The organism is Shimia sp. MIT1388 (assembly GCF_047124445.1).
Lineage (GTDB): Bacteria > Pseudomonadota > Alphaproteobacteria > Rhodobacterales > Rhodobacteraceae > Shimia.
Genome location: NZ_CP138921.1, coordinates 270,013 through 284,563 on the forward strand (window position 1 = coordinate 270,013; position 14,551 = coordinate 284,563).

Annotated in this window: 15 protein-coding genes; 6 read left to right on the plus strand and 9 right to left on the minus strand. The window is 59.2% G+C overall.

What is annotated here, in order from left to right; all coding sequences use genetic code 11:
* Positions 1 to 10: 10 nt before the first annotated feature.
* From SIB92_RS01280 to SIB92_RS01295, 4 genes are all read right to left on the minus strand, one after another.
* A complete protein-coding gene (locus SIB92_RS01280) occupies positions 11 to 2,185 on the minus strand; it encodes an RNA degradosome polyphosphate kinase (protein WP_412554113.1) in 2,175 nt (724 codons plus the stop codon).
* Between the two features lie 99 nt (positions 2,186 to 2,284).
* Positions 2,285 to 2,953, minus strand: a complete 669-nt coding sequence (locus tag SIB92_RS01285; protein ID WP_412554114.1) for an HdaA/DnaA family protein — start codon at positions 2,951 to 2,953, stop codon at positions 2,285 to 2,287.
* Between the two features lie 6 nt (positions 2,954 to 2,959).
* Positions 2,960 to 4,045, minus strand: a complete 1,086-nt coding sequence (locus tag SIB92_RS01290; RefSeq protein WP_412555783.1) for an AI-2E family transporter — start codon at positions 4,043 to 4,045, stop codon at positions 2,960 to 2,962.
* A gap of 84 nt (positions 4,046 to 4,129) precedes the next feature.
* Positions 4,130 to 5,791 carry an ATP-binding protein gene (locus tag SIB92_RS01295; protein ID WP_412554115.1) on the minus strand — a complete coding sequence of 554 codons (1,662 nt, stop codon included), beginning with the start codon at positions 5,789 to 5,791 and terminating at the stop codon, positions 4,130 to 4,132.
* A 370-nt stretch (positions 5,792 to 6,161) separates the two neighbouring features.
* Between SIB92_RS01295 and proS the strand changes: the two genes are divergently transcribed.
* On the plus strand, positions 6,162 to 7,514 hold the full coding sequence (proS, locus tag SIB92_RS01300) for a proline--tRNA ligase (RefSeq protein WP_412554116.1): 1,353 nt from the start codon (positions 6,162 to 6,164) through the stop codon (positions 7,512 to 7,514).
* Between the two features lie 62 nt (positions 7,515 to 7,576).
* On the opposite strand, the gene SIB92_RS01305 is transcribed toward proS, so the two are convergent.
* Positions 7,577 to 7,987, minus strand: coding sequence for a hypothetical protein (locus SIB92_RS01305; RefSeq protein ID WP_412554117.1), 411 nt, complete (start codon positions 7,985 to 7,987; stop codon positions 7,577 to 7,579).
* Between the two features lie 77 nt (positions 7,988 to 8,064).
* Between SIB92_RS01305 and SIB92_RS01310 the strand changes: the two genes are divergently transcribed.
* From SIB92_RS01310 to SIB92_RS01325, 4 genes are all read left to right on the plus strand, one after another.
* Positions 8,065 to 8,451: a MerR family transcriptional regulator gene (locus SIB92_RS01310; RefSeq protein ID WP_412554118.1), complete on the plus strand. Its 387-nt coding sequence runs from the start codon at positions 8,065 to 8,067 to the stop codon at positions 8,449 to 8,451.
* 29 nt (positions 8,452 to 8,480) lie between these two features.
* On the plus strand, positions 8,481 to 9,767 hold the full coding sequence (locus tag SIB92_RS01315; protein WP_412554119.1) for a lipoprotein-releasing ABC transporter permease subunit: 1,287 nt from the start codon (positions 8,481 to 8,483) through the stop codon (positions 9,765 to 9,767).
* Positions 9,760 to 10,443, plus strand: coding sequence for an ABC transporter ATP-binding protein (locus SIB92_RS01320; protein WP_412554120.1), 684 nt, complete (start codon positions 9,760 to 9,762; stop codon positions 10,441 to 10,443). The genes SIB92_RS01315 and SIB92_RS01320 overlap by 8 nt, the downstream gene beginning before the upstream one ends.
* A gap of 188 nt (positions 10,444 to 10,631) precedes the next feature.
* A complete protein-coding gene (locus SIB92_RS01325; RefSeq protein WP_412554121.1) occupies positions 10,632 to 11,663 on the plus strand; it encodes a glutathione S-transferase C-terminal domain-containing protein in 1,032 nt (343 codons plus the stop codon).
* On the opposite strand, the gene SIB92_RS01330 is transcribed toward SIB92_RS01325, so the two are convergent.
* The 3 genes from SIB92_RS01330 to SIB92_RS01340 form a co-directional block, all read right to left on the minus strand.
* Positions 11,651 to 12,061: a PaaI family thioesterase gene (locus tag SIB92_RS01330; protein ID WP_412554122.1), complete on the minus strand. Its 411-nt coding sequence runs from the start codon at positions 12,059 to 12,061 to the stop codon at positions 11,651 to 11,653. The two genes, SIB92_RS01325 and SIB92_RS01330, sit on opposite strands and share 13 nt — an antisense overlap.
* Positions 12,062 to 12,070: 9 nt before the next feature.
* Positions 12,071 to 12,697, minus strand: a complete 627-nt coding sequence (locus tag SIB92_RS01335; RefSeq protein ID WP_412554123.1) for a C39 family peptidase — start codon at positions 12,695 to 12,697, stop codon at positions 12,071 to 12,073.
* Between the two features lie 98 nt (positions 12,698 to 12,795).
* A complete protein-coding gene (locus SIB92_RS01340; protein WP_412554124.1) occupies positions 12,796 to 13,335 on the minus strand; it encodes a GNAT family N-acetyltransferase in 540 nt (179 codons plus the stop codon).
* Between the two features lie 144 nt (positions 13,336 to 13,479).
* Here SIB92_RS01340 and SIB92_RS01345 point away from each other — a divergent pair, with 144 nt between their 5' ends.
* A complete protein-coding gene (locus SIB92_RS01345) occupies positions 13,480 to 13,875 on the plus strand; it encodes a c-type cytochrome (RefSeq protein ID WP_412554125.1) in 396 nt (131 codons plus the stop codon).
* A gap of 3 nt (positions 13,876 to 13,878) precedes the next feature.
* Here SIB92_RS01345 and SIB92_RS01350 read toward each other — a convergent pair whose 3' ends face one another.
* A complete protein-coding gene (locus SIB92_RS01350; protein ID WP_412554126.1) occupies positions 13,879 to 14,541 on the minus strand; it encodes a DNA-3-methyladenine glycosylase I in 663 nt (220 codons plus the stop codon).
* Between the last annotated feature and the right edge of the window lie 10 nt (positions 14,542 to 14,551).

The window sequence follows — 14,551 nt, forward strand, 5'->3', positions numbered from 1 at the left end:
GGGCGTTGGGTCAATCATCCGTATGGGTCAATTTCGGCACATCGGAGGCGCCAGCGGAGCCACGACCGGAGAGCGAGGGGTTCTCCATAAAGAAGCGGTGGCAGTTGAAGGCAAATTCGCCTTCGGGGACCGGCGTGCGGTCAAAGCTGCCATCGGCGTTCATCACCCAGCTCTGCGCCACATCGGCCATATTGGCGGCCATCACTTGGGACATGATCTGCGCTTTTACCGTGGCGTTTTTAACCTCTACCAGTGTTTCCACGCGACGGTTGAGGTTGCGGCCCATCCAGTCAGCCGATGACATGAAGACCCGCGCCTTTTTGTTGGGCAGGTCTTGACCATTGGCAAAACAAACCAATCGTGAGTGTTCGAGGAAGCGTCCAACTACGGATTTCACGCGGATGTTCTCAGACAGGCCTTTGATGCCCGGACGCAGGCAACAGATGCCGCGTACGACCAAGGAGATTTTCACGCCGGCCTCGGAGGCGGTATAAAGCGCGTCGATGACTTCGGCTTCAACCAACGAGTTCATCTTGGCCCAGATTGCTGCGGGTTTGCCTGCACGGGCGTTTTCAGCTTCCTGCGCGATCAGTTCCAACAGCTTTGGCTTTAGGCTGATGGGCGAAATCGCGAGATTTTCGAGCGTGTCGGGTTCGACGTAACCTGAGAGATAGTTGAACACGCGGTTGGCGTCGCGCCCCAGGGCCGCATCACAGGTGAAGAGGCTGACGTCGGTATAAATTTTGGCCGTGATTGGGTGATAGTTGCCGGTGCCGTAGTGGGTATAGGTCACCAGCTTGTCACCTTCGCGGCGCACAACGGTAGAGATTTTAGCATGGGTTTTCAAATCGAGGAAACCATAAACCACATGCGCCCCCGCGCGTTCCAATCGGCGGGATTGGCGGATGTTGGCAGCTTCGTCGAAACGGGCTTTCAGCTCGACCAGAGCGGTGACGGACTTGCCGTCTTCGGCGGCCTCGCACAAGGCGCTGACGATAGGAGAGTCTTTGGACGTGCGGTACAGTGTCTGTTTGATCGCGACTACGTTGGGGTCGCGTGCGGCCTGTTGCAGGAAGCGCACCACCATGTCGAAAGTCTCGTAGGGGTGGTGCAGCAGCATGTCTTTCTGCTGGATCGCGGCAAACATATCGCCGTCAAAGTCCTGCACCCGTTCTGGCACACGCGGCGCAAAAGACGGCCACAGCAGGTCTGGACGGGTGTCCACAACCATTTCCTTGAGGTCAGCGAGGCCAATCATGCCGTCGATGTCGACCACTTCGTCGCCGGTGACCTCCAGCTCTTCCATGATCAGCTTTTTCAGGCTGGACGGCGCATCTGCGGTGATTTTCAGGCGCACCACTTCGCCGCGACGGCGGCGTTTGAGGGCCACTTCAAATTCACGCACGAGGTCCTCGGCTTCGTCTTCGACCTCCAGATCACTGTCGCGCAAAACGCGGAAGGCGCAGTGGCCTTTGGCTTTGTAGCCGGGGAAGACGCTGTCCAGATGCAAGATCAGAAGTTCTTCGAGCGGCAGGGCGCGCAGGGTGCCGTCCGGGGAGGGCAGGAAGACAAAGCGGTCGATCTGGTGGGGGATCGGCAAAAGCGCCTTGAGGCTGCGTTTGTTTTTTTTGCGTTCCAGTTGCAGCGCCAACGAGAAACCGGTGTTCGGGATAAACGGGAAGGGATGCGCCGGGTCGATGGCCAGCGGCGACAACATCGGGAACACGCGGTTCATGAAGACATCTGCCAGGAAGTCGCGGTCTTCGTCGGTGAGCGCATCGCGTTGCAGGATGTGGATGTCTTGGGTTTTGAGCTCGTCACGCAGGCTGTTGAACATGCGCTGCTGTTCTTGCAGCAGGTTGCGAGCGTCGGCGTTGATCAGGACCAGTTGTTCGGCCGGCGACAGGCCGTCCTGTGCCGGATTGTTGTGGCCTTCGCGGACCAACTCGCGCAGACCGGCAACGCGGACGGTATAAAATTCGTCCAGGTTGGTGGCAGAGATCGACAGGAACCGCAGGCGTTCCAGCAGAGGCACGCGCGGGTTTTCGCTTTCTTCCAGCACACGCCAGTTGAAGCTGAGCCAGCTCAATTCGCGGTTGAAGAAACGGTCCGGGCCGCTGGGGTCCAGATCGGGCAATGCGACGGGTTCGGGGAAATCGGATTTCAAAAAGTCAGCTTGGGTCATGTCACTCTCATGCCATTGGCAGGTAACGAGAAGATGACTTTAGGCGGGAAAGTGCGGAGGGTCCAGAGAGCTGCGCAGGGCAGGGTGTCGCGGGTGGGATCAGTCCCGCTCCAGAACCCGTTTGGCAAGGGCCTTGGTGATAGGGCGTTTTTCGCTGAGAGACAGCTGATCAAGGGCTTCGACAACATGGGCGACGTTCGCAAAGCTGCGGTCCATGTTTTTGGCGATATAGCTCAGCACGTCGGGGGTGGGCATCAACTGCCGGTCGCCAAATTGTTTGGCCATTACCGCCATCAGCAGCACGTCGTCGGGTTGGTCCAACGTGGCGACGGTGGTGCCTTGCATGCGCGATAGCAGGTCGGGCAGGGTCAATCCCCATTGCAGCGGTGCGCCCACGCCGGTGAGCAGGAGCGTGTTGCCCTCGGCCAGGGTCAGGTTGTGCAGGTGGAACAGGGCGGTTTGTGTTTCCGGGGCGTTGGCGATCAGATGCACGTCTTCCACCGCGACGGGCGTTTTTGCCAAACCGGGCACATCGTCTTTGGTGAGGTCGGCGGCCGACACAACTTGTGCGTTTGCTAGCGCTGCCCAAACTTGTGTGAGGTGGGTTTTGCCTGCGCCTGCTGGGCCGGACAACACCAATTTGCCACCTGCCCAATTCGGCCACAGATCCACTAAGCCAAGCGCCATGGCATTGGCCGGGCTGACAAAGAAATCATCACGCCCAAGGGCTGCCCGGACGGGCAGGTCGAAGTTCAGCTGCTCAGCCATGTGGAGTTATTCGGCGTCCTGTGCGCTTGCTTGGTCGGTCTCGCTGCGCCCTTTGTAGAGCGTGGAGGACATGTATTGTCCGGTGACAAAACGTGCAAGCACTCCGAGTGCTGCGGCGACTGGAACGGCAACCAACATGCCGACAAAGCCGAACAGCGCGCCAAAGACCGACAAGGCCAACAACAGCCACACCGGGTGCAGGCCCACGGATTTGCCAACCAGTTTTGGCGTGAGAACATTGCCTTCGATCATTTGGCCGGTGGCAAAGATTGCCGCAACAAGGCCAATCTGCAGCCAGTCTCCCCAGAACTGGAAGAGCGCGAGGCCAATGGCCAGGGCGCCGCCGATGAGGGCGCCCAGGTAGGGGATGAAGGTCACAAGACCTGCGATGAAGCCCACCACAAGGCCAAAGTTCAGCCCCACAATGATAAGCGCCACAGCGTAGTAGGTGCCAAGGATCAGGCAGACAGTGCCCATGCCGCGCACAAAGGAGGCCAGGGTTTTGTCGATGTCTTTTGCCAGGCGGCGGATGGTGGGGGCGTGGTCGCGGGGCAGGAGCGAGTCCACTTCGGCCACCATACGGTCCCAATCCAAAAGAAGATAGAAGGCCACAACCGGTACAATCACCAGCAGGACGACCACATTGATGAGCGACGCTGCGGAGCTGAGGGCCGTTTGGACAAAATCCCCGCCACGTTCCTGCAGGAAGTCACCAACCTTTTGCAGCGATTGGTGCATCATCGAGTCCGGCTGCAACAGGCTTGGGAAGCGTTCCGCAACAAAGGCACGCAGTTGGGCAAAGGCCTCGGGCAGAATTTTCACCAGCTCCTCGGTTTGCTGGATCAGGGATGGGATGATCGCAAGGATGCCGATCACAAAAATCAATACGCCGAAGAGTGTGATGACAGTTGTAGAGGCGGCGCGGGACAGGCCTTTGGCCTCCAGCTTGTCGGCCAGCGGGTCGAGGAAGTAGGCGATGGCGCCGCCCAGAACAAAAGGCAGCAAAACATCGCCAAGCGCCCAAAGCACAACGGCAAAGACAACTACAAAAATTCCCCAGAACTGAAACTGTTTGTGGGCGGGAAGGGCCATAAGCGCTGCACTCCGGTCTGTCGCGTTGCGCATAGTGATCGCGCAAGCGGACAAGGGTTGCAAGCCTTTGACGTCGTTGGCGTGTTAGCGTGTGGTTAATGCGCAGAGATCCGCGCGCCGGATCGGCTTGGCTAGGCAATGGTCAAAGCCTGCATCCAGATAGCTGGCGATGTGTTCCGGGAAGACATTGGCGGTGACGGCGACCATCCTGGGCTGGGCCGCATCGTCGTCTCTGGCGCGCAATGTGCGGGCGATTTGGTCTCCGGTCATGTCAGGCATGCGGATGTCAATAAACAGGGCGTCAAAAGTCTCCGACAAAGCGGCCTGAAGAGCTGCGTTGCCGTTGGAGACGCAGACAACTTCCGCCCCCATGCTTTCGAGCATACGGGACAAAACCATGCGATTCACCGGGCTGTCGTCGGCGACAAGGGTGCGCTGACCCGCAAAGGCATTGGCCATTTTGGCATGGCGCAGGTCTTTTTCATTAACTTCGTGTGCCACGGGCATCGGCACCCAAGTTGTGAAGGTGGTGCCTTTGCCTGGCGCGCTGTCGACTTCGATCTGCCCCTGCATCAGGGTGATCAGACGTTGCACAATCGGTAGGCCCAGTCCCGTGCCGCCTTTGCGGCGGGCGACGGTGGTGTCGGCCTGCGCATAAGCGGAGAAGACTTCAGACAGTTGCTCGGCACTCATGCCGCAGCCGGAATCGGTGACCGTTGCGCTGATCGTATCCGGTTTGGCTTCCAAAGACACGTGAATGGTGCCGCTGTCAGTGAACTTCACCGCGTTGCTCAGCAGGTTGCCCAACACCTGGCGCAGGCGGAACTCGTCCCCCAGACGGGGGGCGCCGTTTTCGGTGTCGCTGGCCTCGACCACCAATTTGACCCCTTTGCACTCTGCCGAGGCGCGGTGCAGGGCGATCACATCCACCACAGCGGCGCGCAGATCAAACGGGCGTTTTTCCAGATCGAGTTTTCCGGCGTCGATTTTGCTGAGGTCAAGAGAATCGTTCAGCGTGCGCAGCAATCCCTGCGTGGAGCTGTCCATGGTTTGCAGCAGTTCTGGTATGGCGTCGCCCAGAGGAGCGTCCTCCAGTTCTGCTGAGAGTAGGTCCATAGATCCGATGATGCCGTTAAGAGGCGTGCGAATCTCATGGGCCATATGTGCGAGAAAGTCCTCGCGCGCGCGGGCAGCCTCCTCGGCCTCGGATTTTGCAATTTCGGCGGCGCGAAGCGCGTGCTTTAGCGCGATCTGCTCGTTCACGCACAGGGCAAGTTGGTGCAGCTTTTGCTGTTCCTCCCGGCTCCAATCGCGCGGTGTGTCGTCGATGGCGCATAAGGCGCCGATGCAGGTGCCGTCCGGTAGGCTGATCGGCATGCCGAGGTAGGCAATGATGTTGAGCGCATCCACTGCGCCATTGTGTTTGAGCACCGGATGTTCGCGCGCGTTTGCCACAACAAGTGGCTGGTCGCTGGCGCGGACGTGTTGGCAAAAAGAATGGCTGAGCGGGGTTTGACGCGCGGTGGCCCAGGGTTCCGGCAGGCCGAGATGGCTTTTGAAATACTGTCGGTCGCGGCTGGGTTGAACAATGGATACCATCGCCACCGGCACGTTCATCACAGTGCGGGTGAGGCAGGTCAGATTGTCAAATGCCGACTCGAACTCTGCGTCGACAAGTCCGAGGTCCGTCAACAGCCCGTCATCTGCGGGTTTGGGATCAATTCTTGATGCCACCGAAGTGTTCATAGTCCAGCTCACTTGTTACCAATCAGAAGGGGCGCAGAAGTCATCGCTGCGAGATCTGCACCGTGATGTGGCCTGCCTGTCGACCAAAACACGGAATGTAAAGTTCCCAAGCGAACGCAAAGAGCGCCCCTCCCAAGTTTGATCAAAAGGCAAAAGCGTTAACAGCGGCCTAATTTATCGTGTGCCATTGTAAATTCTTTTTCGCTTCGCGGGTGGGTTTGTAAATCTTCCGATTGGTGGCCAGGAGGTCAAGCCCATCTTGATCACGCTGCATGGCTTGCCTCGCCAGCCTGATTGGGCTAGCCCAAGGCAGATGTTTTGAGACGGCTGTTCCATACGTGGGCAGCCCAAGCCGAGAGAGTGAGTGCCGATGCGCCTGTCCCGCTATTTTCTGCCTGTGCTGAAGGAAACCCCTGCAGATGCACAGATTGTCAGCCACCGTTTGATGCTGCGTGCAGGCATGATCAAACAGTCCAGCGCGGGGATTTATTCCTGGTTGCCGCTGGGCTTCAAAGTGCTGCGCAAAATCGAGAATATTGTGCACGAAGAGCAGATCCGCGCGGGCCACATTCCGATGCAGATGCCAACGCTGCAGTCGGCGGAGCTTTGGAAAGAGAGCGGGCGGTATGATGCCTACGGCGAAGAAATGCTGCGCATCAAGGATCGCCACGATCGGGACATGCTCTACACGCCCACCGCAGAAGAGCTAATCACCGATATTTTCCGCAGCAATGTCAGCTCTTACAAAGACTTGCCGCTGACCATGTATCAGATTCAGTGGAAATTCCGCGACGAGATCCGTCCGCGTTTTGGTGTGATGCGGGGCCGCGAATTCTACATGAAAGACGGCTATAACTTCGATCTGAGCAAAGAAGACGCGCTGCACGCGTACAACCGCCACCTGGTGAGCTACCTGCGCACCTATGAACGTATGGGGCTTCAGGCGATCCCGATGCGCGCGGATGGTGGGCCTATTGGGGGCGACTATACCCATGAGTTCCTGGTGCTGGCCGAAACCGGTGAGTCGGAGGTGTTCTACGATTCCGCAGTAACTGACCTGACCTTTGGCGACCGCGAGATTGATTATGACAGCGTTGAGCAGTGTCAGGGCGTTTTGGAGGAGTTCACCACCAAATACGCACGCACTGATGAAACGCATGACGAAGCGTTGTTTAACGAGGTGCCTGAAGAGCGCCGTCGCACCGCGCGGGGCATCGAAGTCGGGCAGATCTTCTATTTTGGCACCAAGTACTCCGACGCGCTGGGCGCACAGGTGCAGACTGCCGAAGGTGAGAAAGTTTCTGTGCACATGGGCAGCCACGGCATTGGCGTGAGCCGTCTGTTGGGCGCGATCATCGAAGCCAACCACGACGACAACGGCATCATCTGGCCGGAAGGGGTCACCCCGTTCCACGCCGGTATTGTGAACCTGAAGCAAGGCGACGCGGAGGCCGATGCGGCTTGTGAGGCGCTGGAAAAGGCGCTGGTGGGCGCGGGGCTGGAGCCGCTGTATGACGACCGCAAAGAACGCGCGGGTGGAAAGTTTGCCACTATGGATCTGATTGGTCTGCCATGGCGCATCACCGTAGGTCCACGTGGGTTGAAAAACGGTGTCGTTGAGCTGACTAGCCGTCGGACGGGTGAAAGCGAAGAGCTGGCGCCAGAAGCGGCAGTGGCTAAGCTGATCGAGATCTATGCGGATCACCGCGTGACCGGTCTCTGATCCAAGCGCTGCGACGGATTGAATATAGAAAGGCCCTCGCGACGTGCGAGGGCCTTTTTTGTTTATGCGGCAACGGTTTGCGCTGGCTCACGCACTGGCAGGGATTGCAGCACGGCAAATGTGAGCTCGATCACGAGGAAGCCCCAGATCAGCGGGCTGGCGCCGTTGAGCACAGCGTTCAGCATCCAGGCGGAGAACAGCCAGCGGCCGACGGCGTCGTAGCGGGCGAGTTGGGGATTGTTCAGGCGAAGGCGGACGACGGACCAGACGAACACCACGGACCCCGTGAAGTTGGCAAAGAGAATGGCGTAGGTGTTGGGTTCCGGCAGCGGAGCAAGACCAGCGGCGGCATGGGCGCTGTTCATGGCGCTCCAGAACAGGCCGAGTGTCAACGGTGTCATATAGGGCCAGGTGATCAGCAGATCATACCAAGACGAAATCCGGTACAGGCGGTGAAAAGCGGTGGGTGACATGGTGCATCCTTTGTCAGTTGCGTTGGATGCGGGGAGGTGTAAACCTTGGAGTTAGGTCCAGGGTCAAGGAGAAAATGATGCGGATTGGGGCGTTGGCCGAGGCGAGTGGCGTGAGCCGGGACACGTTGCGATATTATGAAAAACAAGGGCTTATCCGCGCGGACCGGTGGCCAAACGGCTATCGCGACTACCCCGAGGGCATGGTCGAGATGGTGCGTCTGATCCGGCAGGGGCAGTCGTTGGGCTTTTCGCTTAAAGAGATCGGCGCCTTGGTGCAGGGGCTTGGCGGCGGGTTGTCGCAGGCCGAAGTGGAGAGCCTGTTGCGTGGCAAGCTGGCGGAGATTGATGCGCGGATGCAAGAACTTAGCAACCTGCGGGCGGTGGTGGCGCGGCGGTTGGCAGAGGCGTGCCCGTTGGGATTGGATGCGCCGGGATCGCTTGACCCTAAGCGGGTGGCCTCATAGGGTCGCGCCAACCAAGAACCGGAGCAGTTATGGCAGGTCGTACAGCCCCTTTTTCCCGTTTTGAATGGATGATCGCCTGGCGCTATTTGCGCGCTCGCAAAGCTGAGGGCGGGGTCAGCACGATGACCTGGATCAGCCTGATTGGCATCACCTTGGCGGTGTTTGCCTTGATCGCCACTTTGGCCGTACGGGCGGGGTTTCGGTCTGAATTTGTCGGGACAATCTTGGGTGCAAATGCCCATGTAACCGTCTATCAGAGCGGAGAAATTTCCGAGACCGGTGTGATTGATCGCACCATCAAAGACTTTGATGTGATGGCGGCAAAGCTGCGCGATGTGCCTGGCGTGACGCGAGCAGCGCCGCTGGTTAAAGGGCAGGTCATGGGCAACCTGCGCAGTCGCAATGCCGGGGTCGAAGTCTTTGGCATGCGGGCGGAGGATTTGGCGGAGCTGCCGCGGATTGCGGACCCCACCACCAGTGACGGCGACATCGGGCGCTATAACGAAGGTATCGCAATTGGCTCTGGCGTGGCGCGCGAGCTGGGTGCGCGGGTAGGGGATCGCATCAAATTGATCTCGCCCAATGGGGTGAAAACCGCCTTTGGCACCTCACCTCGGATCAGCAGCTATGAGGTGGTCTACATCTTCTCAGCCGGGCGTTATGATATTGATCGCACACGGGTTTATCTGCCTTTCACCGAGGCGCAGCTGTTCTTTGATCGCGATGGCGTGGCCGACGAAATCGAGGTCATGGTGGCGGAGCCCGAAAAGGTGGAGGCGCTGGCGGTGCCATTGATGATGGCGGCCGGGGATCGCGCGCTGGTATGGACTTGGAAACAGGCGTCGGGCGGGTTTCTCAATGCGCTGGAAGTGGAGGACAATGTGATGTTTGTGATCCTCTCCATTCTGGTGCTGATCGCCACGATGAACATCGTTAGTGGCTTGATTATGTTGGTGAAAAACAAAGGACGTGACATTGGCATTCTGCGCACCATGGGGTTGACGGAAGGCTCTGTGCTGCGGGTGTTCTTTATCTGCGGGGCCTTCACCGGCGTGTTGGGCACGGTGTTTGGTGTGGCCTTGGGATGCCTGTTCGCGCTTTACATCGATCCTATTTTTTCCTTTGTAAACGTGCTCTTAGGCGGCGAGGCCTGGGACCCGTCGATCCGGGGCATCTATCGATTACCAGCGAAGTTGGAGTTTGGCGATGTGATGTCGGCCATGAGCCTGTCGCTTGGGCTGGCCTTTGTGGTGACAATTTTTCCGGCACGTCGGGCGGCGCGGATGAACCCTGTGGAGGCGCTGCGCTATGAATGATGTTGTGCTGAAGCTTAGTGGCGTAGAGAAGTTATATAACAAAGGCTTAGCGGGCGAGATCCATGTTTTGCGTGGGGCGGAACTCTCGCTGAAAGCCGGGGAAATGGTGGCGCTTGTAGCGCCGTCGGGTGCGGGGAAATCGACGCTTTTGCACATTGCGGGATTGCTGGATGAAGCGGGCAAAGGCAGCGTGGAAATTGGCGGGCAAATCCTGAGCGGAAAGTCGGATCGGCGGCGCACCAGAGCGCGGCGGGAGGACATTGGGTTCGTTTATCAGTTCCACCATTTGTTACCGGAATTCAGTGCCTTAGAGAATATTGCGCTGCCGCAGATGGCCAATGGGGTGAGCAAATCCGATGCTGAAAAGCGCGGCAAGGAGTTGTTGCAATCCGTGGGAGTGGCGCATCGCGCGAAACACCGGCCTGCGGAGTTGTCTGGTGGGGAGCAGCAGAGGGTGGCGTTTTGTCGGGCTTTGGCCAATAAGCCACGGATTTTGTTGGCAGATGAGCCGACGGGTAATCTCGATCCGGCGACCAGCGATCAGGTGTTTGACGCGCTGATGACGCTGGTGCGGGAGACCGGATTGGCAGCCTTGGTGGCGACCCATAATATGGAGTTGGCGGCGCGGATGGATCGGGTTGTGCGACTGGAAAACGGGGTTTTGGTGGACGGCTAAGCCCGCCCTGTTGCGCAAGATGTTAACGCCACAAAGCGCGCCAAATTCACGTCGGTATTCTGTCGGTATCGCGGCTGTTTCGCGGTGGTGGGGCTTTTGTGGTGCCATCAAAGGTAACCACAAGGTGCGCAGGTGTTGCATGGGGGCAAAGCGCTTGCATCTGTGCGTGGGACGGGCAAGCTGACCTCATGACAAACGGGACATCGGTTCAGGAAGATCAGACGCGGGCGGCAGAGCGCCGTGCCAAAGGTGAATTTGTGCGCGGGGTGAGCGGGTTTCGCCATGCGATTGGCGATCCGGGGTTTCCGCCCGAGCCGGGGCGGTATCATTTGTTCGTGGCGTTGAACTGCCCCTGGTGCCACCGGGTGACGCTGGCGCGGGCCGTGCTGGGCCTGGAAAGTAGCATCAGCATGGATGTGGCCTTTCCCAATCGCACCGGAGAGGACGATGTGGTTGGGCCAAACCTTTGGGAGTTTGACCCCAGCCGGGTGGCCACGCTGACCGAGAGCACGTTGCCGGAATGCACCGATGAGACTGGGACCGGATTGGGGCTGCGGCTGGCCAAGGAGATTTACCAGCGCGAAGGCTCTGAGGAGCAGTCGGTGCCGATCCTCTATGACAAGGTTTCGGGGCGGATTGTGAACAACGAAAGCGCGGAGATTTTGCGCATGTTAGACCGCCATGCGGCAGCGCTTGGCAGCACCGTACCGGACAGCGCGCGGGTGCGGTTGGTGCCGGAGGACGCCGGGATGGTGGCGACCGTTGATGCGCTCAACGCGCAGATTTATGTGGCGATCAACAATGGCGCCTATAAAGCGGGGTTCTCGTCTGATCAAACTGCCTATGCGCAGGCGTTTGAAGCCTACTTTGCGGCTTTGGAGGCGTTGGAGGTTTTGTTGTCAGATGGGCGGGCATTTTTGGCAGGGAACGCGTTCACCGAGGCGGACCTGCGGTTGTTCCCGACGCTCTATCGGCATGACCCGGTGTACTATGTGCGCATGAAGCTGAACGGGGCGCGGATTTTGGACTATCCACATCTGTGGCGTTGGCTGTGTCGAGTCTATGCGATGGACGGTGTCGCTGCGGCTGGGTCGTTGGTGCATTGCCGTCAGGGCTATTTTGGCCGGTCCTGGAATGGGGTTGTGCCCTTGGGGCCGGTGAAGCCGATGGCCTATCCAGAGGCCTATCGGCATCCGGAGTTGGCGGATCAGGGCACGTAGAAGGTTGCCGTGGCGGTGGCGACCGCTTTGTCCGCGGGCAGGGCGGTCATGGTGGCACGGGCGAAGATCAGCGCTTTGCCGGCGCGGACGATCTCTGCGTCACAACGGATCAGATCGCCGGTGCCGGGGCGCAGGAATTGGATGTCGAGATTGGTGGTGGCGACCGGCGTGAAGGCGTCGAGGTGTCCGAAGCAGGCAAACACCATGGCGGTGTCGGCCATCGCCGCGAGCGCCTGACCGGATATGATGCCGCCAATGCGGGTGAGCTCTGCGGTGATCGGCATGGTGAGCGTGGCACCGGTTGGCGAAATCTCTGTAATGGTGAGGTCAAGCGCCTGCACCCAAGGGGCGAAGCCTTTGGCAAGCATGGCTTGGGCGTCGGTTGCTGTGAGAGGCATGGGCGGCGTCTATTTTGGTGGCTTGGAGAATACTGCGGTACGGTGTGGGCCAAACCTGTGATTGTGCCAATTGCTGCGCATTTGATCATACGTCAATTGGCGGGCGCGAGAGGGCGCCATATTAGGGTCCCTTACAAAAACGACCTGTTTGGCGTCGTCAAATCCAATTAAAACAAAGGTATGGCCTGGTCCTTGATGGACATCGATCATGACGGGGCGGCCCTTTTTTAGGCTGCGTTTAATATCTGCGAGGCCTTTGTTGAAGCCCGCGTTTGTCTTGGGGTAACTTCGGATATCCCAACGGTGACCCAAGGTGCGTAGACCTTTTTGCAAGTCTACAAAATAGGTAAATGTCCAATTTTGTTTGTCTTTGGGCTTATGGGATTCCGCGCGGTTCTTGATTTCTGTCTGGGACGTTGGTTGTCCGTAGTAACCGAGGATCATACTTGCCGAGCTGGGTACACAGTAGTCTGGTTTTTGGCGAACATGCGGGACGTCCAAGAGGACCAGTGTTTGCGTGATCGTCGGCGACGGGAGTTTTCGTTTGGGGATTTCGCCTGTTCGTGCACCAAGCTCCGCGTTGGCCCAGCTTGCGCTGAGTGCCAAAAGGAAGATGAGAATTGGCCGGCAGCCCATGTGCGGTCTCCCCCGTAACAATACCTTGTCAGGGTGGCGCGAAACCGTTGTTGGGTCAATTGGCGTTGTTGGGATGTTGGCGTGGGGGCTGGGAAAGGCTACCAGAACTGTGGATCGTTGAGCGCGGCGACGCAGCTTGGGGTGCCTTTCAGTGGCGTGAGCGGGGCGTCGGTGAGGGATTGGCCGATCCAGCGGTGCGGGAAGCTGAGTGGCTGCGGGGCAGGGGCGGTGTCTTCCGTGAGGGGCTCAAAGCCGGTTTTGCCGTAGAACACCGGGCTGCCGTAGGTGATCGCCACCTCTGCGCCTTGGTCGCGTAGGGTGGCGAGGGCGTGGGTGATGAGTGCTTGGCCAATGCCTTCGCCGTGGCGCTGGGTGGTGACGGCCATCGGAGAGAGCAGCACCACGCGGCGCGGGTCTTCGGAATAGGGCAGCGGGGAGAACAGCACGGCGGCCACGAGGGTGCCGTTGTCTGTGGCGGTGAAGACCTGGGTGCCGGCGGCGGCGCGGTCTCGCAAGAGATTTGTGACCAGATCGCCGATCAGCGCGCCTTCGGCTTCGCCTTCAGAGGCGGCAAAGGTTGCTGCGAAGAGTTTGATAACGGCGTCGGCATCGGGCGTGAGGTCTTCGGCGTAGATCATGGGAGCTCTCCTTGCGGCACGGCACGGTTGTGTCACGCGCTATGATCCGGATCAAGGCAAGTGGGGGCTTCATATGGCAGACTTGGCGCAGTGGGGGCGAGCAACGCGGGCCAGCGGTCCGCTGTAGCAGAGGAGGACGTTGTGATGAAAACGGGTCTGAGTGCGCTGGCGGTCACTTTGATGGCGGGCGCCGGTTTTGCGGAAAATGTGGATGAGGGGGCGGCGCTCTATCGGACGCACTGCGCCACCTGTCATGGCATTGATATGGATGGCAACGGGCCGATGGCGGGCGTCTTGCTGATCAAGCCGGACAACCTGTTGACTCTGAGTCAGGAGAACAACGGGCAGTTTCCTTTGGTACGGGTGATCAAGCGCATTGACGGGCGCGACCCGCTGGTGAGCCATGGCAGCCCGATGCCAGTGTATGGCGATTTCTTTGAAGGTGTGGATGTGGCGCTCAAGACACCCACAGGGCAGCCGATCATGACCTCGCAGCCGGTGGTGGAACTGGTGGCCTTTTTGCAGAGCGTGCAGCAGTAGTGCCTAGAGGCTCATGGCGAGCACGCGGCTGATTTCGGTCAGGCTGCGGCCGGATTGGTCCATCCAGATGTTAAACGCCTCTTGCACCTTTTTCATTGCGCCTTTGGAGGTGGGTTGTTTGTCGATCACACCTTCGGCGATCAGGCGGGCGACCACGTCGCGGGAGAGGATAAAGCTGTCTTTGCCTAAGAAGCGCAGGGCATATTGCCCGGTGGCACCGCCGATGCGAGAGCCGCCTTTTTCCATGAACTCCAGCTGATTGACGTAGTCGGTGCTGGCCCAGCTGCCGAGGACTTGGCCCGCGCCGCCGTCCGCGCGCAGGGATTGGATGAAGTGGGCGTTTTCCAGCACTGTGCGGATTTTGGGGCCGTTGCGCACGATGTCGGTGTTGGACATCAGGCGGTCCATGTCTTCGTCGTGCATGAAGGCACAGCGGTCGACGTCAAAGCCATGGAAGGCGGCTTCAAACCCGTCCCATTTGTTTTCGATGACTTTCCAGTTGAAGCCCGCCTGAAAGACGCCCTTGGTGAATTGTGCCAGCCAGCGGTCCTCGGGGATCTGCGCGAGCTCTTCGGCGGATTTGGGTTTTGTGAGCAAAGCTTCGAGCGCGTCGGCGCCGCCTTTGCGCTCGGCGGAGATGGCGAAGAGGTCGTCGAAGCTGCGCATTTTGGTGGGT